Origin of the sequence: Bacillus sp. YKCMOAS1 (assembly GCF_030268125.1) — a bacterium.
Taxonomy (GTDB): domain Bacteria; phylum Bacillota; class Bacilli; order Bacillales; family Bacillaceae; genus Bacillus; species Bacillus safensis.
Genome location: NZ_BSEI01000010.1, coordinates 1 through 19,495 on the forward strand (window position 1 = coordinate 1; position 19,495 = coordinate 19,495).

Here is a 19,495-nt window from a genome sequence, read left to right on the forward strand (position 1 = left end):
TGGCTCCGCAGGTAGGACTCGAACCTACGACCGATCGGTTAACAGCCGATAGCTCTACCACTGAGCTACTGCGGAATAATAAGACATGTTTCATTATATCTATGCCAGAAAAATGTGTCAAGAATTTTTAAGTGTTTCATTCCTGTCTCATTAGCGACGGCTTTTATAATTTAACATATACTAATATAACAGTCAAGCCTTTCTTCCTTCCTTTTTGTTTTCTGTTTAGACATGACAGAAAGACCCCGACCTCTAACTGAAAGACCAAGGTCTCCTTGCTGCTGTGATCCCTATGAGTTCATGACAGCTTATACTTTCGCATCCACTTATAAAAGGTGCTTCTTGGCACCTCTGCCAGCCTCGCTGCTTCTGACACATGACCTTTCGTTTTGTGCAGTGCTTCTATCACCGTTTGCTTTTGAATGCGTTCCCTTAGCGTGAGTTCTTTTGGATTCTCGGTATATTCTGGTAGATGCAGCTTCTGTTTTTTCTGATCCATCGCCTCTAAAACCGCCGCATATTGCGATTCACCAATCCAACCTCCTTTAGGAAACAGTACCCTTATATGTTCAAACAGATTAAAAAGCTCTCGTATGTTTCCTGGCCAGTGGTACGCTTCTAGCTTACGAAAAAAAGATTCAGGAAATGTCGCATTCCATTGGTGTTTCTTTTGGTAATAGCGATAGAAATCAACAATGTCTTCTTTTCTTTCTCTAAGCGGCGGGATGTTGATTGGATAGACATGAAGACGGTAATACAAATCTTCACGTATTTTTCCTTCCTTCAGCAGTTCGTTCATATTCCGGTGTGTCGCTGTAATGATTCTAATATCCAAAGGGATTTCTTGTGTCCCGCCGAGCGGTACGACTTTTCTTTCTTCAATGACCCTAAGAAGCGCCACTTGCATCGCATAAGGGATTTCGCCAATTTCGTCTAAAAAGAGAGTTCCTTTCTGAGCCTGTTCAAATTTCCCCTTTGCTCCATGACGTTTTGCCCCTGTAAAAGCTCCTTCAGCATAACCAAATAGTTCGCTTTCTAACAGGCTTTCTGGTATGGCTCCACAATTAACGGCAATAAACGGTCCTTTATGTCTTTCACTAGCTAAGTGAATTGCTCGAGCGGCCAGTTCTTTCCCTGTACCTGTTTCTCCCCAAATATATACATTTACATCTGTTTGTGCCGCTCGTTTCAATTCGCTGAGCGTCTGCTGAAATACTGTACTTGTTCCAGATTCCCCGGGAAATTGAGGAAAAGAAACGGTGATATGTCTCTTCTCTGCTTCTTCAAGAGAAAAAGACATCCCAAGCAGCTCTCCGTCTTGTTCTGACTGAATGATCTGCTTGTCCCGTGTAACAAATGTCTCGTCCATGAGCAGCTCAACATCCATTCCGTACCAGTTTGAAAACCGATCTCTAATCGGTTTGCTTGCCGAAACAATCTGCTTTTTCTCATTACAGATAACATACGGCTCGTCCGCTTCCACCTGCTGGAGACAATGACTGACCAGCTCCATCTCTTTCCTTTTTTGCTGGACCTGAATTTCTCTCTCTATGGCATATGCAACTGTTGAAGCCATGCCAAGCATAAAAGGATGCCTTTGATCCGCCATACAGGAGATATCAATGACTCCTATGATCGTGCCGTCTGCATCACGAATAGGGGCCGCTGAACAACTCCAATGGTGGGAAGCGACTGAAAAATGCTCAGTTCCGTTGATCGCTACAGCTTCCCCAATGACCAGTGCCGTTCCAATAGCGTTCGTCCCCACATCGGCTTCGGTCCAGCGAGCGCCCTCCATAAAATTTATTTTTTTCGCTTCTACCAGCGTCCTTTGACTTCCTGTCAAACTCAGCACATAGCCATCTGCATCGATGAGTAAGGCCATCATGTCCGATTCTTTTAATTGCTGACTAATTTTATTTAAGTAAGGAAGAGCGGCATTTAGGAATAGTGAGTACTTCTGTTTTTGAATACTGAATAATTCCTTTTCTAACAACGACTGTCCTTTATCTAAATACGGGTTCACATTTGCCTGTTTACATCTGTGCCATGACTCCATCACTCTCTTGTCCAGACGAGACCTATCAAGTAAACCTTCACGAACAAAGCGTTTCCAAGTATTTAAATAACAAGGCGTCGGATTCATTCCATCCTCTCCTCTGGGGGCTTTTTATCCATTATAGATAATTATAAAAGCGCTTTCAATTATTGGCTGACCCAGGAACATTCATTCGGATAAAATGTTTCTCTATCAGCAGTGCACCGCTCGTCCATTTGTTTGCAGCAAGGCTTCGTGTATCGCCTCAGAGAGTGTCGGATGTGCCGCAATAAACTGCTCTAATGTATCAGCTGTTAACTCTGTATGCATCATCACTGCCGCTTGTCCAATCAGTTCTGTGGCATTTGGCCCGATAATGGATACACCTAATATTTCTTGATATTGCGGTTCGACAATGACCTTTACTTGACCTGCTGGCTGATTTAAAATGAGTGCTTTTCCATTAGCAGAAAATGCGAATTTCCCTATCCGAATCTCCCCATATTGTTTTCTAGCACTCTCTTCATTTAAACCGACACTGGCGATTTCTGGAGACGTGTAGATGCACCTTGGAATCACTTGTTCATTGACTTTTACATCTTCACCTGATGCATGTGATGCCGCAATCGTTCCTTCATGAAAAGCAGCATGAGCAAGCTGAACACCGCCTGTCACATCACCGCACGCATAGATATACGGGAGATTGGTTTGCATATGCTCATTGACGCAGATCCCGTTTCTGTCAAATTCTATGCCGACCTGCTCAAGATTCAGCTCTCCCAGCCTCGGCTTTCTGCCAATGGCGACTAAACAATGATCGGCCTTGATGTCACAGCGCTCTCCATGTTCCTTCTCAACCACCACTTTTTTTGAGATTGCATCAAGCTGTTTGACTGCTGCTGATGTCAAAATCTCCACACCAGCTTTTTGAAGCTGATCGTGAAGACAGTTAGCGGTATCGTGATCTTCTTCAGGTAAAATGTGTGCTGCCTGTTCAACCATGACAACCTTTGATCCCATTCTGCTAAAGATGCTTGCAAACTCACAGCCGATCACCCCTCCGCCAATGATACAAAGCGAATCTGGTATTGAAGGGAGCGTCATGGCATCCTTACTATCAATGATCCACTCCCTGTCAAATGGGGCGAAGGGTAAAGCAGCAGGTTCTGATCCTGAAGCAATAATGATTTGTTTTGCTTGAATGATTTCAGATTTCCCTTCACTTTCTATCAATAGCTCATGTGCCGAAAGAAATGATGCTTTCCCATTTAACACGGTGATTTTGTTTTTATTCATCAAATAACGAACGCCATCAGTCAGCTGCTTGACGACTGACCGCTTCCGCTTTTGAACAGCTTCCCAATGAATGATAGGCTCCTTTTCTGAAAGCTCAATTCCAAAATGTTTTGCTGATTTCACATGCTCGTACATATCGGCGCTTTGCAAAAGGGCTTTCGTTGGAATACAGCCTTCATTCAGGCAGGTCCCTCCTAACAGGCCTTGGTCGATTAATACAACCTCTCTGCCAAAACGGGCGGCTGTTATTGCCGCCACATATCCTGCTGGCCCGCCTCCTATAATGACTAGCGTCATGGTCATTTCACCTTCTTCCTATAAAAGAATGGATACTGGTTTTTCTAAATAGGCTTTAACAGTTGATAAAAATTGTGATGCCGGCGCCCCGTCCAGCACGCGATGGTCAAATGTCAGACTGAGTGGCAGGATCGTCCCTTTACATAATTCATTCCCCTGATAAACAGGCATGTGATCCGCTTTTCCAACGCCAAGAATACCTGCTTCTGGCGGATTCAAAATCGGGGTAAAATGTTCCACACCATAAGCACCTAAGTTAGTGATTGTAAAGGTAGAGCCTTCAATTTCATCGTGGAGAAGTTTGCCTTCACGTGCTTTTTTGCCATACGATTTGATGCTCTTCGCCAGCTCAATAAGTGAAAGCTTTTCCGCATGCCGAATAACCGGCACTGCCAGCCCGTGATCTAAAGCAGCAGCGATTCCAAGATGTACATGCTCAAAAGTTTCGACTCTATCATGTTGATATTGACTGTTCATTGCAGGGTGCTTTTGCAGAGAAAGAATCACTGCTTTGGCTACAAAATCGGTCATGGTTAATTTCATATCGTGTTGTGCTCCAGCTGTTTCGTTCAACTCAGACTGTAAAGCTGTAAGTTTTGTCACATCCGCTTTCATCGTTATTGTTAATTGTGCACTTGTTTGCAGGCTTTCCATCATTCGCGAGGCAATGGTTTTCCGCATCATGCTGGCTGGCTGATGCTTTGTTGGTTCATTATGTTGTTTTTCTTTTTCTTTTTCATCAGGAAGTGCCCGAAGCACATCCGCTTTCGTGATTCTCCCATCTGGACCTGTTCCCACTAGTGTATGAATATCCAAATTAGCACTTTGAGCAATCTTACGTGCAACAGGGGAGATTTTTATTCTCTCTTTCTTTTGTTTTGGCGGCAGGTCTTTTTCTTTCTTTTCCTCGACCTGTTCATTTCCTTCACCGATATAGCAGATGACCGTGCCAGGCGGTACACCTTCTCCCTCAGACACTTTTATATCCAATATGGTTCCTTCTGCAGGTGATTCGATCTCCATTTCAATTTTTTCAGAGTTGATGCTTGCAATGCTTTCTCCTTTATTCACGGTCTCTCCGATCTCTTTATTCCAGACAGATACCGTTCCTTCTTTCATTGACATGCCCAATTTCGGCATCACAACCTCGACAGCCATCTCCCTCTCTCCTTTCTTTAGTTCAAGATCTTGTCATGACTTTTTCCAACCATCTCTAAGACAGTGTTCACAACCTTATCAGGTGTCGGCAAATAGATATCTTCAAGCGGTGGTGAAAATGGGACCGGTGTATGAGGAGCCGTCACTTTTTTGATTGGTGCGTCGAGTAAATCGAATCCTTTATCCGCAACCAGAGAAGAAATATCTGCGGCAATTCCGCATCTTGGATTTGCTTCATCCACAATGACAAGCCGATTTGTTTTCTCTACTGAAGTCAGAATGGCCTCTTCATCGAGCGGCGACAAGCTTCTAGGATCAATCACCTCTGCTTCAATTCCTTGCGCAGCTAATTGCTCTGCTGCTTCGAGTGCTGTATGAACTTGTTTGCCTACTGCAAAAATGGTCACATCTGAGCCTTCTCTTTTCACATCTGCTTTGCCAAGCGGCAACGTGTAATATCGCTCCGGAACATCTCCTGTGATATTGTAAAGCGTTTTGTCTTCAAAAAAGATGACAGGGTCCTGATCCTCGATGGCTGCCAGCAGCAATCCTTTGGCATCGTATGGTGAAGAAGGCACCACCACTTTCAATCCAGGGATGCTTGTAAATAGCGCATACAAGCTTTGCGAATGCTGAGCAGCTGCTCTAAAACCCGCTCCATGTGTCGTTCTGATCGTGATTGGCACCTCTGCTTTTCCGCCAAACATGTATCGAAATTTAGCCCCTTGATTCAGCACTTGATCCAGACAAGTGCCGATAAAATCATTAAACATGAGTTCTGCAATTGGCCTTAGCCCTGTGGAAGCAGCTGCCATGGCCGCACCTACATAGCCAGCTTCACTAATCGGTGTGTCAAGGACTCGCTCACGTCCAAACTCCTGAACGATTCCTTTCGTTACACCGAGCACACCGCCCCATGCTTCATCATCCTGTAAGTGATCTACATGAGCGCCTCCAGCAACATCTTCCCCCATTAAAATGACATCCTCGTCTCTTCTCATGGCAAGTTTAATCGCTTCATTCAATGCACTAGACATGCTGATTTCTCTTGTCATTTTCCTCTCCTCCTTCTGATTTATTGATACGAAACATACACGTCGGTCAATAATTCGGTCTGATCTGGATATTCACTTTCTTCACTGAATTGAACGGCTTCATCTATCGCTTCTGTTACAGTCGTTTCAATATTTGATAGCTCTCCATTCGTCAGCAGCTGCTGCTTGATCAATTCATTTTTAAAAAGAGTGATCGCATCTCTCTCTTCTTGATGTTCTATTTTTTCTTGATTGGTTTTGTAACGCTGGGCATCTCCTTCGAAATGGCCATAATTCCGATATGTCATACATTCAATCAATGTCGGACCTTCTCCATTTTTCGCTCGTTCAATTGCTTGTTCTGCGGCTTGATAAACGGCCATCACATCTTTTCCATCTACTTGAATCCCAGGAATGTCATAACCGGCCGCTCGATCGACGATTGATTTGCAGCTTGAAGCATAGGAAAATGGTGTCGCTTCTCCGTACCCATTGTTTTCTGCGATGAAAATGACGGGCAGTTTCCAGATGGCCGCGAGATTGATTCCTTCGTGGAAAGTCCCTTGATTGTTTGCACCATCTCCAAAAAAGCAAACGCTTACATTTTCTGTCTTTTTATATTTGGCTGTGAGGGCTGCCCCGCACGCAAGAGGAAAGCCGCCTCCAACAATTCCGTTGGCACCAAGCATTCCTTTATCAAAATCTGCAATGTGCATGGATCCGCCTTTGCCTTTACAAAGACCTGTGGCTTTTCCATAGATTTCTGCCATCATTCCTTTTAGATCACAGCCCTTCGCTATACAATGGCCGTGGCCGCGGTGGGTACTTGTAATACTGTCTTTTTCATTCAGATGTGCACAGACTCCTACGGCAACAGCTTCTTCGCCAGCATAAAGATGGACAAACCCTGGCAAGATTCCTTTTGTAAAAAGCGCGTGTACTCGATCTTCAAATTGGCGGATTTCCTGCATTTTTTGATACATCCATATGGCTTTTTCTTTAGTCAATGCCTTTTCCATTTGGTAAAACCTCCTATCCTTTTTTGCTTGCACTTCTATACAAGCAAAAATCGTGCCAACATGAAGATACTTGAACACTTTGGCTTTGACCGAATCACACCGATGAAAAAAGAGACAAAATGAGACATGCGTCTCTTTTTGTCTCCATATGTCCACACATCTAATCGAATAAAAAAAGCACCCCCTTAGAGGAATGCTTATCACAATGAATCGGTTGTGCTCTGCCACTTTAATTTCCCTTTGCAGACGCCGCATACATAACGAGAGGTATCAAACCGTCTTTTTCTGATAAAAGACCGGCCGCATCCTGTGCAAATGTATTCATGGCGTTTCCCCGCACGTCGCTTCTTTTGTAAGGTCTTAAGCGGTGTACAAAAACGCGGGGCTTCTACTTGTTTTAATAACTCTTTAAAATCACGGTCGCGATGCTGATAGCCTTTTCCCTCAAGATGCAGATGATAATGACACAGCTCATGCTTGATGATCCCAATTAATTCTTCTCGACCATGCTCCTCTAGGTATCGGCGGTTCAGTTCGATATTGTGTGTACCAAGTAAATATCGCCCGCCTGTCGTTTTTAACCGGTCATTAAAAACAGCCTGATGGCGGAATGTCTTGCCAAAGAACTGCTGGGAAATGTGCTCTATTAACTGCTGTAACTCTCTCTCGTTCAATCAAGATCGTTCCTTTCTATAAAAACCTCGAACGGGACAATTTCCCCTATGCATACATTGAAGATACACCCACTGTTTCGATCAAAGGAGGAATGGGCGATGCCCAACTGGCTGAAAAATCAGATGCAGAAGGCATTTTATGAGAAAAATCATTATCAAATCAAATTGCTGAATCAATGCTGGTACTTTTATAGAAAAAAACATTCAGTCACATCAAGGCACACCCCATCCTAAGGTGCGCCTCGTTTTTTGTTTACTCTGGTTTCAGCATGGAGAGGGCAACGCGGCCTTTTGCCTGGTCAACGGAGTCCACCCAGACGGTCACAATGTCACCAACTGATACAACGTCAAGCGGATGCTTCACAAAACGATTGCTTAGTTTGGAAATATGCACAAGCCCATCCTGCTTTACGCCAATATCAACGAATGCGCCGAAGTCTACGACATTTCTCACTGTTCCTTGCAGCTCCATTCCTTGCTTCAAGTCTTCCAATTTCAATACATCTGTTTTGAGCAGCGGTTTTGGTACTTCATCCCGCGGATCACGCTCAGGTCTTGTAAGCTGATCGATGATATCTTGAAGTGTAATTGTCCCAATATCTAGCTGTTCTGCTGCTTCATCCAGTTTCACTTCAGCAATTTTCTCTTTTAACTGCTCTGTGCCAAGATCGTCTGGTGTCATGTTGATCATGCGTAAAAACTGTTTTGTTTCTTTATAGCTCTCTGGGTGAATGCCTGTACGGTCAAGCGGATCTTGTCCGTCTGTAATACGCAAGAAACCGATACACTGCTCATATGTTTTAGCACCGAGCCTTGGAATATCCTTCAATTCTTTTCTGCTTGTGAATCTCCCAATCTCTTCGCGCCTTTTGATGATATTCCCAGCGACGGCTTTTGAAAGGCCTGATACATATTGCAGCAGCGCCTGTGATGCTGTATTGACGTTTACACCAACTTGGTTGACGACTGTCTCAACGACAAAGGTTAACGAGCTGTTTAATTGCTTCTGGCTGACGTCATGCTGGTATTGGCCCACACCAACAGACTTCGGATCAATTTTCACGAGCTCTGCTAAAGGATCTTGTAATCTTCTAGCGATTGAAATGGCGCTTCGTTCTTCAACTTGCAGATCTGGAAACTCTTCTCGCGCAAGTGCAGATGCGGAGTATACACTTGCTCCTGCTTCATTCACGATTAAATAGGACACCGGTTGATCCAGCTCTTGAATCAAGTCTGCAATGAATTGTTCGGTCTCTCTTGAGGCTGTTCCGTTTCCAATCGCAATGACTTCGATGTTGGATGATTGAATGATCTCTTTGACTTTTTGTTTCGCTTCCGCTTTTTTCTGCACGGGCGGATGCGGGTAAATAACGCCAATATGATGGACTTTGCCCGTATCATCCACGACGGCTAATTTACAGCCTGTCCGAAATGCGGGATCGACTCCAAGTACACGCTTCCCTTTCATCGGCGGTTGAAGCAGCAGTTTTCTTAAGTTTTCAGCAAAAATATGAATCGCTTGTTCCTCTGCCTTTTCTGTCAGCTCTTTTCGTATTTCTCGTTCGATGGAAGGCTGTATGAGGCGTTTATAGGCATCATCGATTGCTGCTTCAATAAACGGTCTCGCCGTCGTCTGTTTGCCTTTTAGAACTTGTTTGTCGAGATAGAAGCGAATATTTTCAGCAGGTGGTTCGATGGCTGCCTTTAAAATGCCTTCTTTCTCTCCGCGGTTGACCGCTAATATACGGTGCGGGACAATCTTTTTGATTGGCTCTTGATAATCGTAATACATTTCATAGACGTTTTTCTCATCGCTTTCGACGTCTTTTCCTGATGTGACCAGACTGCCCTTTTGGTACGTTTCACTGCGAATCCATTTTCGCATATCAGGATCATCTGCCAGCTGTTCAGCAATGATGTGCTGCGCACCCTCAAGTGCCTCTTCTACATTCGTCACTTCTTTTTCTTCATTCATAAAAGCAGCTGCCTTCTTCTCGATCTGATCGCTTGGCAGCGTGAGTAAATATTCCGCCAGCGGCTCCAGCCCTTTTGCTTTGGCTACATTCGCTTTTGTTTTGCGCTTTTGTTTGAATGGCCGGTATAAATCTTCGACCTCTTGCAGTTTATGAGCTTGTTCAATTTTCTGTTTTAATTCATCGGTTAGTTTGTCTTGTTCAGCAATTAAGCGAATGACTTCTTCTTTTCGATTCGTGACATTTTGGATATATGTATAGCGCTCTGAAATGGTTTGGATTTGCACCTCATCCAGTGAGCCTGTCTGCTCTTTCCGATAACGGGCAATAAACGGGACGGTGTTGCCATCCTCTAAAAGCTTGATCACACTTTCAATTTGTTTCGTTGAAAGCTTTAATTCTGTCGCAATTTGTTTCAATAAAAAGTCAGATGTCTTCATACTTTGCATCCTCTCACTGTGTCTTCTCTTTTAGTGTATCAAAAAAACCGGCAAAACAGAAAAAAGGTCAGCTATTTTACGTGAGCTGACCAAGTACATAGGTGAGATCGTCCTTTTTGTCTTGTGTGTATGTTTCAAGCTGTTTGGCGATGTCTTCAACTGAATGTCCATGCTTTAAACACATGCGCATGTTTGGCACATTCAGTCCGTCTGAATACATAATGAATATCGATCCTTTTTCGTAGGAATAGGTGTATGTTTTATATTTTCTAGGTTTGCCTGATAAGTATCCTGATGTCGGAAGTGGATAAATATAGTCGCCAGAAGGTGCATTCAAGATAAAACGAATATTACCAACCGAACAATAGGTAAATTGCTGCTGGGAAAAATTCACCTTTAAGATCGCAGCTGTGGCACCGCGTTTATTTTTCATGGCCTGATTGCATCTGTCGATGAGGGTCGCCACATCCTCATGTCCATATTCTTCGACAATTTCGCTGACTAAAGAAGATGATTCATTGGCGTACTGGCCGCTGCCTAATCCGTCTGCTACAGCACAAATTAGTTCTTCATCATCTGCTTTAATAAAAAAACTGTCCCCGCAGCATGGTTTTCCTTCTTTATTCGATTGATAGATAATGGCGTTTACATGCTCATGCTGTTCAATCTGTTTCATTACCCTAGCTCCATAGACGCATCTTCTGATAATGCATCTCGCAGTTTTTTCACTGCCTTCCGCTGCAGTCTTGATACATGCATTTGGGATATGCCAAGTAAATCGCCTGTCTCTTTCTGACTCTTATTTTGCAAGTAAGTCAGATTGATAATCTCTTTTTCTCTATCCGACAGCACATGAAGCACACTCTCAAGCATCATTTTTTGGTTCACACGTTCGTAGCCTTCTTCCTGTGAGCCGACAACGTCTAAAATCGTCACAGTACTTCCTTCAGAATCAGCCTCTACGCCTTGGTCAACAGACAGTGCTTGATAGCTTTTGCCCATCTCCATGGTTTCAAGTACTTCTTCTTCTGTTACATCTAGGTATTCTGCAATTTCTTGGACTTTAGGTGATTTCTGTGTCTCTGTTGTCAAATGATCGACTGCCATTTTGATTCTTGGTCCAAGCTCTTTGATCCGCCTTGGTACATGGACACTCCATGTCTTATCTCGTAAAAAGCGTTTGATTTCCCCGATGATGGTTGGAATAGCAAAGGCTTCAAATGATTTACCGACGAGCGGGTCGTATCGTTTAATAGCGCCAAGTAAACCAATCATTCCAACTTGTCTGAGGTCCTCATGAAAGCTTTTTCCTTTAGAATATTTTTTCGCCAGCATATCAACCAAGTTTGTATAGCATTCGACCAGCGTGAGCTGCGCCTGCTCGTCTTGATTGGTTTGATAGCTTTGGATGAGGCGATCTACTTCATCTTTAGTTAGTTTCATAGTTTTGGATGGTTGTGTCATGGTCAACTCGCTCCCTGTTTAAAAACTTTGTCATCGCCACGGTAACTCCGGAGTTTGCTTGCACCTCGACTTCATCCATCAATGTTTGCATTAAGTATAAACCAAGACCTCCTTCTGCCAATTGATCCACCGTATGAGCAGATGTGTACGGTCCCAAGTCTTCCTGTTTTTGCTTAAAGTCAAAGCTACCGCCTTTGTCAGCGACAATGATTTCTAGACGATCCTCGTAGACAAGAAAGCGAACAGCTACCTCTCCATCTTCGCCGTTTTCACCTTTGTAGGCATGCTGAACTGCATTTGTGCAGGCCTCACTGACGGCAATCTTTAAGTCTTCAATCTCTTCATAGGCATAGCCCATTCGGCTCGCTACACCTGAAAGAGTCAAACGAATGATGCCTACATATTCTGGTTTTGCCGGTATTTTCATCTCGATTAGATCTACTGATTCGTTCATTGTACCCCACCCTCTGACTTTGCAGAAATGTCAATGATGTCCTTTAATCCAGTGATTTCAAACAACCTTACAAGCCGTTCTGACAAGTTCTCAAGCTTTAATGTTCCACCTGCTTTTTGAGCCGCTTTAAACAGCCCAACGAATACACCTAAACCTGTACTATCCATATACGTAACATCCTTTAGACAGATTTCAAGATGCTCTCCCGCCTCTGCTTTAGGCATGAGCGTTTCTCTTAGCTGAGGAGCGGAGTACACATCGATTTCTCCGCTGACACTGATTTTCGTTTTTTGATCTATTTGATGCTCTTTTACAGACATATTCATTATGCATTCACCTCGAAATTCTTGTTTCCTAAAGTTTTATATACCCGCATGTTCACTTTCTAAACCTTTCTTTTGAGAACAAGTAATGTAAAGTCATCGTGCAGCTGAAAATCCTGCAGTTTGAGTAAGCTGGCGTAGATGGCATCCACCATTTCTTGAGCTGAGTAGGATAGGTGCTCTGATATGAGTGCTTTGATGTCCTCCCGCTCTAGGAAACCCTCCTCTGACTTGGATTCTGTGACCCCATCAGAGAATAAGATCACCATGTCTCCTATGTCTAAATGCTTCTCATACTGTCTGTAATCAAAGTCTGGTGCAATCCCAAGGACAAGCCCTTTCGCTTCTAAATCGTAAAATTTGTCCTCTTTTTTGCAATAGAAAAAGCCCGGCTCATGACCAGCCGATGCATATTTAAACTCATGCGTTTCTTTATTATAGCTGCCATAGAACATTGTGATAAACATACTTGGATCTACGTTTTGCTCGACAACACGATTCAGGGTTTTCAGCACCTTTGTTGGGCCGCTCCCTGACTCTGGTAAGGAATCCATCGCATATTTAATCATCGACATACAGAGCGCAGCCGGGATTCCCTTTCCAATGACATCTGCGATCGCGATATTGATTGTATCGTGATCCGTTACAAAGTGGTAATAATCCCCACTCATCTGTTTTGCCGGTACACTAATCGCACCAATATCAAAGGTATCTCCTTCTGGAATTTTCGTTTCCAGAAGGGTTTGCTGAACATTTGCAGCAATTTCGATTTCAGATTTTATTTCTTGCTGGATGCCTCTGAGTGTTAAATGTTCTTGGTAGGCAAGTCCGTACCCAATCATGACTTCAATTAAGAAGTCTAGTGAATGAAAAACATCTTCCGGCAAATCAGGGTAAAGCTCCTGAATCACTTTTCGGTGAACACTCACTATTTCTTCAGGAGGTATTTGATGCTCAATGGTTTTACGGCTAAATTTTTGAGCTTGATAAAGCGATGTTTCAGTTAAATCACTGATATAACGACTGAGCAGCTGATGGTACCGCTGCTCCATTACCTCCTTAAAATCCATGGTTTCCCTCCTAGCGAAGCCACTTAACAGCTTGTATCTCCGTTCCTTGTTCTGGTGCAGAGTCTAATTTAAATTCATCCATCAGTCTTCTGACACCCGGAAGACCTGCTCCGAGTCCGCCTGATGTTGAAAATCCGTCTTCCATTACTTTACGTATATCCATGATACCCGGCCCCTCATCGGCTGCGATGACTTTGAGTCCACGCTTTCCGCGCTCCATCACTTCGTCTATACAAATCTGACCTTTACCAGCGTATAAATAGATGTTTCGAGCTAATTCTGAAATGGCCGTCGTAATTCTTGCTTGGTCAACTGTTCCAAATCCAAGTTCTTTTGCAACATTGCGCCCCAATTGTCTTGCTGCGACTATGTCCCATTCCGTCAATATTCTTACACAGGATTGGTCTTTCATATCTATTCCCCCAATTCCCGCTTCAGTGTCTCAAGCCCTTGTTCAAGATCTAGTGCTGTCTGAATTTCTTCAAGCGATATTCCAAGTTCAATCAGCGTCACAGCGACTGCCGGCTGTATTCCTGTTAATACAACTTTTGCCCCCATGAGCTTGGACATCGTGATGACATCGCCTAATACCTTTGCAATAAAGGAATCAATCATGTCGACGGATGTGAGGTCAATGACAACACCGTTTGCTCCTGTTTCATGAATTTTATTCAGCAAGTCTTCTTGAAAGTGGAGAGCCGTCTGATCATCAAGCTCCCACTGTATTGAAATCAGAAGACAGTTATATAGTTTTAAGATTGGAATCTTCGGGTGATTTCTCACTAGGTTATCCCTCCAATGAAACAATTTTTCGATTTGTCATTTCCAAAGCAGTTTGAATTCCTTTTTGAAGGGTATTCTTTGTTGTAACTTGCGATAAATCAATTCCAAGGTTCACAATGGTTTGGGCTATTTCTGGGCGAATACCGACAAGCAAACACTTCGCACCTACTAATCTCACAGCCTCAGACGCTTGAATGATATGGTGGGCTACCATTGTGTCAACGACAGGGACACCTGTAATATCAATTAAGACGACCTGTGAGCGATGTTTGACGACACCATTGAGCAGGTTCTCCATAATTTTTTTGGCACGATCTGTATCAATTGTTCCAACAAGCGGCATGACGGTGATGTGCTCAAATACAGGGATCAGCGGGGCTGAAAGTTCCTGCAGCGCAATTTTTTGAAGGTTGACTGTTTTCTCCCATGAGATGGAATACTGGTTTAAGATCTCGTTATGAATTGGTGTGATGAATTGGTCGATTTGCCAGATGAGGTCATGACTTTCTTCTGTTGTATCTTTGTCATCGTTCATTTTTTGATATAAATGTGTACGGATTTCAGTTAGACCATTTGCCAGTAACTTAAGTGATATACCCATTTGAACAATGTTTAAAGCAAGAGTTTGCACTTTTTCTTCAAAATCCTCATTATACCCCTCTGAAAGAGATGTAATGATCAGTTGAACATATTCCGAACAGATGGTTTCATACATTTTGTCGTTCAGCATCATGTCCGTTTCTTTTTCTCCGAGTCGTCTAAAAATGTCCGTCCACTCTTTTTGTAATTCCTCTTGATGCTCCCTTGCGAAAGCTAACACGATATGATTCGACATGTTTTACCCCCTACGTACATAAACAGCACTTCTTTTATTCTTTCTTCATTATAACGTTAATAAAAATTGAACACAAAAAAAAGTTGCTCCCAAGAGAGCAACCAAATCTCACCATATTAAAAATCAATAAGAGCCAAACTAACTTGTAAGGCTTCATCAACCTTCTCCATCATCTCATCATCAAGATGTGTGATTTTATCTGTCAATCTTTGTTTATCGATTGTACGAATCTGCTCCAAGAGAATGACAGAATCTCGTTCAAAGCCGTAGCGCTTTGCATCAATTTCGACGTGAGTCGGTAATTTCGCTTTTTGTATTTGGGCTGTTATGGCTGCAACGATAGCAGTCGGGCTGAAGCGATTTCCAATGTCATTTTGAATCACCAATACTGGGCGAACCCCGCCCTGCTCGGAGCCAACAACAGGAGATAAATCAGCAAAGTAAACATCACCGCGTTTAACAATCAAATGTTTAACCCCCGCTGACTAATCGCTCAACTGTATTCTCAGCCTCAAATTCTGCGTATTGTGCCTCTGAAGAGATATTCAGATTAATTTTCGCCATCTCCATGTAGCCGCGTCTCATCGATTCACGATTTTGTCGAATATTACGTTCACGAATATACGTTTTTGTCGCTCGGTAGATCAATTCATTTCTTGTTACCTTATCCTGCTCTGCTACTCGTTCGATTTCAGACATCAAAGCCTCCGGTAGTCGAATCTTCATTTCGTTTGTTGCGCTGGATTCAGACAAAAAACATACACCTCCACAAAACTTACGGATACCGTTTCGATCCATTCCAAGACTAATCATACCATTATTCAATGCGCAAGCAAAGCTGTTTTTTCATGATTTCTTATTAGAACATGAAGCGGCTGTTCACCCGTAAATCAAAGATGATAATGGAGTTCCTCTTTCACATTATACGCTTTTTTCCGAAAATCATACGGTATTTCCAAAATCTCTAAAAAAGGGAGAATGTTTACGCCTTCTTTGTAGAATAAAAAGGAACGATGTCAGTTTGACGATCGTTCCTGTGAAAGCTGTTTAGAAAAAGCTTGGCCCGCCTTGAAGCAGCGGATTCCGCACATGCACCCTTTTGCCGTCCTCTATATATACTCTTGGGACGCGGTGTCCAATGGAGCATGTGACTTCATAGTTAATGGTTTCAAGCCTTTTTGCAATTTCATCGACTGATACCATTTCTTCACCTTGTCCACCAATCAAAACGACTGGCTCCCCTACTGGAAGGTTCTCTTTCAGTTCAACCATGAATTGATCCATACATACCCTTCCGGCAATCTTCCGGCGCTTTCCGCCAACAAGTACTTCCGTACCTGCCAGCTTCCGAATCCACCCGTCTGCATAGCCGACTGGTACCGTACCGATCCACGTATCTTGATTAGCTGTATACGTCGCCCCATAGCTGACACTCTCACCCTTTTGAATGAGCTTTACATGGGCAAGCTTTGTATGAAGCGACATGGCTTCTTCCAGCTTGAAAGGAAGTTCATCTTTGATTTCCTCTGACGGTGACAGCCCGTACATACTGATGCCGAAGCGAACCATATTAAATAACACTTCTTTAAACCTTAAGCCTGCTGCACTATTGGCACAATGAACAAGCAGTTTTTCCGTATGAAGCGGCTGAAGCAAGGTTTGAAAGGTGTCGACCTGCCGATCAAAATAGTTCTCATCCTTTTCATCCGCGGTCGCAAAGTGAGTAAATACTCCTTCCAGCTGTAAATAAGAATGCTCGCTGACAAGCTTCTTTACTTCATTCACTTGCTCTAACGTTTTCACACCTAAACGGTTCATTCCGCTGTCTATTTTCAAATGAAAACGAATGGGTTGTCCCATCTGTCCTTTCACCATATCGACGACTTCCCTCAGCCACCTGGTGGAGTAAGCGGTCATGATGACATTGTATCGAACAGCGGTTTTGACATACTCCGGCGGTACTGCGCCGAGTATAAGAATCGGTGCTTTGATACCTTTATTTCTTAAAGAAATGGCCTCATCTAAAAAGGCTACAGCTAACAAGTCTGCACCTGCTTTGAGGGCAGCTCTTGCCACTTCTATATCTCCATGTCCATATGCATTGGCCTTCACAACAGCCATCAGTTGAACATTTTGACCGATATGATCTTTCATATGTGAAACATTGTGCTTGATTGCTGTTAAATTAATTTCTGCCCATGTGTCTCTATAAAAGGCATTTGTGTCCATCAGTCACACTTCCCTATTGAATGATTCAATCCCCTCATATGATACTAAAAATCAAGAATAATGTGAAACAAATCAAAGAAAATCAGCCCTTGCACAGGGCTGATGCTTCATTTATTAGGCTTTCGGCCTGAGAACCTCATTTATTTAGCTGACTGGCCTTCTACACTCTTTGCGACCATCAACAGCTCTTCTTTCGATAGATCACTTGAGGAAATTAAGTAGTCAACTCCGTCAGATGTCCATGAGAGGGATTGATCTGTCAGAACCCCTACTGTCATACCAAGATCGACCGGCTCGCCGTTCATCGTGACAGGCGTAGATGCTTCAGCTACTCTCGCTTTTTCCTGAATGAGTGTGAAGGATTTCTTGCCGCCGTACGTAATCACATAGCGCTTCCCAGCATCTGTCGTCATTTCTTTCTCTTCCATCTTCTTCACGCCTTCTGGCATATCAACTGGTGTTTTCACCGCAAAGCTGTCAGATGGGTCTGCACTTGTGGCAACATCCATTTGAGAGAGTGTCATGTTTTTCTTCTCATCAAATGCATCTTTGTCAAAGGATTTATTGAATTCAAAGTGAGAGAATTCCACTTTCACCATTGGCTTTTTGTCGCTATCCAGCACTTTTACACTGGCAGGCGCCATTGTTTTCTTATGAAAGGTAATCTCTTGGGTAGGCAGCATTTGATTGTGCTGATAATTGGTCTTCGTTTCGAATACATACTTTGACTCTTTCGCTTTGAACTGAGCTGCACTGTCATTCTTAATGTCCTTCACGAGTGATTCGAATAAATAGACTTGACTGCTATTATTCGGCCAATCGCTATGGAAACGGAAACTCTTGTTCAATGAAGGTGTCAGCACAAACACACCATTGCCGTTTCTTAAAATGACTTGACTCTGATCCTTTTTCGGATTTTCTAAATAGACACGGTAAAGCTCCGGCTTTTTGTACCAAATTTCTACCTGGTACTCCTGCGGGTCATTTCCTGTCTCAATGGTCATTTTTGCTTTGGCTTTGTATGATGTCATTTCCTCTGCCTTTTTGTTTAAATCTCCAACGATATCCTGCTGAGATTTTTGACCGCATGCGGAGAGAATCAGTACAAAAAGGATTCCCGTTACAAGCAAAACAAAGCTTTTTCTCACCCTTTTCAACCCCTTCGTTAATTGTGTTAAAAGGAAGAAACCGCTTGTTTGACTTTAACAGTACGCCTCAAGAGTTAACTGCGTACCGCGAACCATCAAAGCCTGTTAGCAACTCGCCCTTCCTTATCGCACTACCCAATATATGAAGGGGGGACAAACAATATGCAGACTAGCTTGACAACCTTTCAATTAAAACTTGTGCAGCAGCATATTCCTTTGTATGAGTAATGGACACATGAACCTGATCTCCCTCCGCTTTCTCGCTTTTGATGAAGGGTTTTCCATTATCGTCTTTTTGAATGTCTATGTCATGAAAGCTTAAATGCTGACCGGTTCCGTATGCTTTAGCGAAAGCTTCCTTTGCCGCAAAACGTCCTGCCAAAAATTCCAGCTGTCTTTTTTCACTGAGTGTACGAAAGACATCCTGTTCACTTAAAGTCAAAATGCGTTCTGGTAAACGGGGCTGTCTGCTGAGCACTCGCGATAGCCGGTCAATCTCTACAATATCAATGCCTATTCCTTTGATCATGAGGTACCTCCTATGATACTCGTACTAATTTGAGTGTTCGCTTCATAAACGTGTTACTATAAACTTACCAATATCTAGTCAAAAAGGGGTTTGTTATGTTTATTCGAACGGAGAGCTTTCAACAATTTATTAGATCGTATCCAATCGTAACAGCGATCCTTGCTTTACAAATCGGCCTGTGGCTTATATTTGCGATTCCTATCCCTATTATACAGCTTGGACAAGATCATCTCGTCGGTTTCAACTATGGTGTAGCGGCTGGGGAATGGTGGCGGCTCGTCACACCTATTTTTCTCCACGGAAGTCTCACGCATATTTTATTTAATTCTATGTCCCTTTTCTTATTCGCCCCAGCGCTTGAACATTTGCTCGGGAAGGTTCGATTTTTAATCATTTATCTTGGTGCAGGGTTCATTGGCAATCTCGGGACCTATTGGGTGGAGCCTTTAGAGTATGTACACGTTGGCGCTTCTGGTGCGATCTTTGGTTTATTTGGGGTGTATCTATACCTTGTCCTATTTAAACCGCACATGATGGACCGCGGCAATTCACAAGTGATTTTAACGATTCTGGCTGTTTCTGTCATCATGACCTTCGTCAATTCGAACATCAATATCATGGCTCACTTATTTGGATTGATCGGCGGTATGATTCTAGCACCTATTACGCTGTTCTTCCATTCGAAAAAAAGACGCTATTAACCTCATAAAAAATGTCGATCCCTCCTTGAG

The 19,495-nt window shown here is 43.1% G+C and carries 22 protein-coding genes and 1 tRNA gene; 2 read left to right on the forward strand and 21 right to left on the reverse strand.

The features are described from left to right. From QSJ46_RS18915 to QSJ46_RS18945, 7 genes are all read right to left on the reverse strand, one after another. Positions 1-75, reverse strand: a tRNA-Asn gene (locus QSJ46_RS18915). Positions 76-298: 223 nt separating this feature from the next. After that, entirely contained in the window at positions 299-2,146 is a 1,848-nt protein-coding gene (locus QSJ46_RS18920) for a sigma-54-dependent Fis family transcriptional regulator (protein ID WP_285605171.1), read from the reverse strand. A gap of 105 nt (positions 2,147-2,251) precedes the next feature. Continuing rightward, positions 2,252-3,631, reverse strand: a complete 1,380-nt coding sequence (lpdA, locus tag QSJ46_RS18925) for a dihydrolipoyl dehydrogenase (RefSeq protein ID WP_285605182.1) — start codon at positions 3,629-3,631, stop codon at positions 2,252-2,254. Between the two features lie 18 nt (positions 3,632-3,649). After that, positions 3,650-4,789 (reverse strand): dihydrolipoamide acetyltransferase family protein, encoded by a 1,140-nt coding sequence (locus QSJ46_RS18930; RefSeq protein ID WP_106025671.1) that lies wholly within the window; start codon positions 4,787-4,789, stop codon positions 3,650-3,652. Positions 4,790-4,806: 17 nt separating this feature from the next. Then, a complete protein-coding gene (locus QSJ46_RS18935) occupies positions 4,807-5,844 on the reverse strand; it encodes an alpha-ketoacid dehydrogenase subunit beta (RefSeq protein ID WP_008346887.1) in 1,038 nt (345 codons plus the stop codon). 20 nt (positions 5,845-5,864) lie between these two features. Continuing rightward, entirely contained in the window at positions 5,865-6,842 is a 978-nt protein-coding gene (locus QSJ46_RS18940; protein WP_107164177.1) for a thiamine pyrophosphate-dependent dehydrogenase E1 component subunit alpha, read from the reverse strand. A gap of 200 nt (positions 6,843-7,042) precedes the next feature. Next, positions 7,043-7,516, reverse strand: a complete 474-nt coding sequence (locus tag QSJ46_RS18945; RefSeq protein WP_285605172.1) for a SprT family protein — start codon at positions 7,514-7,516, stop codon at positions 7,043-7,045. A 99-nt stretch (positions 7,517-7,615) separates the two neighbouring features. Here QSJ46_RS18945 and cmpA point away from each other — a divergent pair, with 99 nt between their 5' ends. Continuing rightward, positions 7,616-7,750 carry a cortex morphogenetic protein CmpA gene (cmpA, locus tag QSJ46_RS18950; protein WP_008346893.1) on the forward strand — a complete coding sequence of 45 codons (135 nt, stop codon included), beginning with the start codon at positions 7,616-7,618 and terminating at the stop codon, positions 7,748-7,750. Positions 7,751-7,769: 19 nt separating this feature from the next. Here cmpA and QSJ46_RS18955 read toward each other — a convergent pair whose 3' ends face one another. From QSJ46_RS18955 to acpS, 14 genes are all read right to left on the reverse strand, one after another. After that, entirely contained in the window at positions 7,770-9,929 is a 2,160-nt protein-coding gene (locus QSJ46_RS18955) for a Tex family protein (RefSeq protein ID WP_285605173.1), read from the reverse strand. A gap of 76 nt (positions 9,930-10,005) precedes the next feature. Next, positions 10,006-10,605 (reverse strand): PP2C family serine/threonine-protein phosphatase, encoded by a 600-nt coding sequence (locus QSJ46_RS18960; RefSeq protein ID WP_039176718.1) that lies wholly within the window; start codon positions 10,603-10,605, stop codon positions 10,006-10,008. Beyond that, on the reverse strand, positions 10,605-11,393 hold the full coding sequence (gene sigB, locus QSJ46_RS18965; RefSeq protein WP_024427378.1) for an RNA polymerase sigma factor SigB: 789 nt from the start codon (positions 11,391-11,393) through the stop codon (positions 10,605-10,607). Before sigB ends, QSJ46_RS18960 begins: the two co-directional genes overlap by 1 nt. Next, a complete protein-coding gene (rsbW, locus tag QSJ46_RS18970) occupies positions 11,359-11,847 on the reverse strand; it encodes an anti-sigma B factor RsbW (RefSeq protein ID WP_003214356.1) in 489 nt (162 codons plus the stop codon). The genes sigB and rsbW overlap by 35 nt, the downstream gene beginning before the upstream one ends. Continuing rightward, entirely contained in the window at positions 11,844-12,173 is a 330-nt protein-coding gene (locus QSJ46_RS18975; protein ID WP_017358393.1) for an anti-sigma factor antagonist, read from the reverse strand. The genes rsbW and QSJ46_RS18975 overlap by 4 nt, the downstream gene beginning before the upstream one ends. Positions 12,174-12,232: 59 nt before the next feature. Continuing rightward, complete coding sequence (locus QSJ46_RS18980) at positions 12,233-13,240, reverse strand: PP2C family protein-serine/threonine phosphatase (RefSeq protein WP_047202007.1); 1,008 nt, start codon at positions 13,238-13,240, stop codon at positions 12,233-12,235. Positions 13,241-13,250: 10 nt separating this feature from the next. After that, on the reverse strand, positions 13,251-13,652 hold the full coding sequence (locus tag QSJ46_RS18985) for an anti-sigma regulatory factor (protein ID WP_024425390.1): 402 nt from the start codon (positions 13,650-13,652) through the stop codon (positions 13,251-13,253). 2 nt (positions 13,653-13,654) lie between these two features. Beyond that, the gene (gene rsbS / locus QSJ46_RS18990) at positions 13,655-14,023 is read right to left on the reverse strand and encodes an RsbT antagonist protein RsbS (RefSeq protein ID WP_003214235.1); all 369 of its coding nucleotides are present in this window, start codon (positions 14,021-14,023) and stop codon (positions 13,655-13,657) included. 4 nt (positions 14,024-14,027) lie between these two features. Beyond that, complete coding sequence (locus QSJ46_RS18995) at positions 14,028-14,858, reverse strand: RsbT co-antagonist protein RsbRA (RefSeq protein ID WP_041089206.1); 831 nt, start codon at positions 14,856-14,858, stop codon at positions 14,028-14,030. A 116-nt stretch (positions 14,859-14,974) separates the two neighbouring features. After that, positions 14,975-15,325, reverse strand: a complete 351-nt coding sequence (gene ndoA / locus QSJ46_RS19000; RefSeq protein WP_024425388.1) for a type II toxin-antitoxin system endoribonuclease NdoA — start codon at positions 15,323-15,325, stop codon at positions 14,975-14,977. Positions 15,326-15,329: 4 nt separating this feature from the next. Continuing rightward, the gene (locus tag QSJ46_RS19005; protein WP_003214273.1) at positions 15,330-15,611 is read right to left on the reverse strand and encodes a hypothetical protein; all 282 of its coding nucleotides are present in this window, start codon (positions 15,609-15,611) and stop codon (positions 15,330-15,332) included. Between the two features lie 294 nt (positions 15,612-15,905). After that, positions 15,906-17,087: an alanine racemase gene (gene alr / locus QSJ46_RS19010; RefSeq protein WP_064498172.1), complete on the reverse strand. Its 1,182-nt coding sequence runs from the start codon at positions 17,085-17,087 to the stop codon at positions 15,906-15,908. A gap of 140 nt (positions 17,088-17,227) precedes the next feature. Next, positions 17,228-18,244, reverse strand: coding sequence for an outer membrane lipoprotein-sorting protein (locus tag QSJ46_RS19015; RefSeq protein ID WP_087975235.1), 1,017 nt, complete (start codon positions 18,242-18,244; stop codon positions 17,228-17,230). Positions 18,245-18,404: 160 nt separating this feature from the next. Further along, positions 18,405-18,764, reverse strand: coding sequence for a holo-ACP synthase (gene acpS, locus QSJ46_RS19020; RefSeq protein WP_285605174.1), 360 nt, complete (start codon positions 18,762-18,764; stop codon positions 18,405-18,407). A gap of 95 nt (positions 18,765-18,859) precedes the next feature. Here acpS and QSJ46_RS19025 point away from each other — a divergent pair, with 95 nt between their 5' ends. Next, on the forward strand, positions 18,860-19,465 hold the full coding sequence (locus tag QSJ46_RS19025) for a rhomboid family intramembrane serine protease (protein WP_041089200.1): 606 nt from the start codon (positions 18,860-18,862) through the stop codon (positions 19,463-19,465). The last annotated feature ends 30 nt before the right edge of the window (positions 19,466-19,495 follow it).

Coding starts and splice junctions, on each gene's coding strand:
- QSJ46_RS18980 (WP_047202007.1), bottom strand. CDS start 13,240: ATGGATTTTAAGGAGGTAATGGAGCAGCGGTACCATCAGCTGCTCAGT.
- QSJ46_RS18935 (WP_008346887.1), bottom strand. CDS start 5,844: ATGACAAGAGAAATCAGCATGTCTAGTGCATTGAATGAAGCGATTAAA.
- QSJ46_RS18955 (WP_285605173.1), bottom strand. CDS start 9,929: ATGAAGACATCTGACTTTTTATTGAAACAAATTGCGACAGAATTAAAG.
- QSJ46_RS18940 (WP_107164177.1), bottom strand. CDS start 6,842: ATGGAAAAGGCATTGACTAAAGAAAAAGCCATATGGATGTATCAAAAA.
- QSJ46_RS18985 (WP_024425390.1), bottom strand. CDS start 13,652: ATGAAAGACCAATCCTGTGTAAGAATATTGACGGAATGGGACATAGTC.
- cmpA (WP_008346893.1), top strand. CDS start 7,616: ATGCCCAACTGGCTGAAAAATCAGATGCAGAAGGCATTTTATGAGAAA.
- QSJ46_RS18920 (WP_285605171.1), bottom strand. CDS start 2,146: ATGAATCCGACGCCTTGTTATTTAAATACTTGGAAACGCTTTGTTCGT.
- QSJ46_RS19025 (WP_041089200.1), top strand. CDS start 18,860: ATGTTTATTCGAACGGAGAGCTTTCAACAATTTATTAGATCGTATCCA.
- sigB (WP_024427378.1), bottom strand. CDS start 11,393: ATGACACAACCATCCAAAACTATGAAACTAACTAAAGATGAAGTAGAT.
- rsbW (WP_003214356.1), bottom strand. CDS start 11,847: ATGAACGAATCAGTAGATCTAATCGAGATGAAAATACCGGCAAAACCA.
- acpS (WP_285605174.1), bottom strand. CDS start 18,764: ATGATCAAAGGAATAGGCATTGATATTGTAGAGATTGACCGGCTATCG.
- alr (WP_064498172.1), bottom strand. CDS start 17,087: ATGGACACAAATGCCTTTTATAGAGACACATGGGCAGAAATTAATTTA.
- QSJ46_RS18995 (WP_041089206.1), bottom strand. CDS start 14,858: ATGTCGAATCATATCGTGTTAGCTTTCGCAAGGGAGCATCAAGAGGAA.
- QSJ46_RS18930 (WP_106025671.1), bottom strand. CDS start 4,789: ATGGCTGTCGAGGTTGTGATGCCGAAATTGGGCATGTCAATGAAAGAA.
- QSJ46_RS18960 (WP_039176718.1), bottom strand. CDS start 10,605: ATGAAACAGATTGAACAGCATGAGCATGTAAACGCCATTATCTATCAA.
- QSJ46_RS18975 (WP_017358393.1), bottom strand. CDS start 12,173: ATGAATATGTCTGTAAAAGAGCATCAAATAGATCAAAAAACGAAAATC.
- lpdA (WP_285605182.1), bottom strand. CDS start 3,631: ATGACGCTAGTCATTATAGGAGGCGGGCCAGCAGGATATGTGGCGGCA.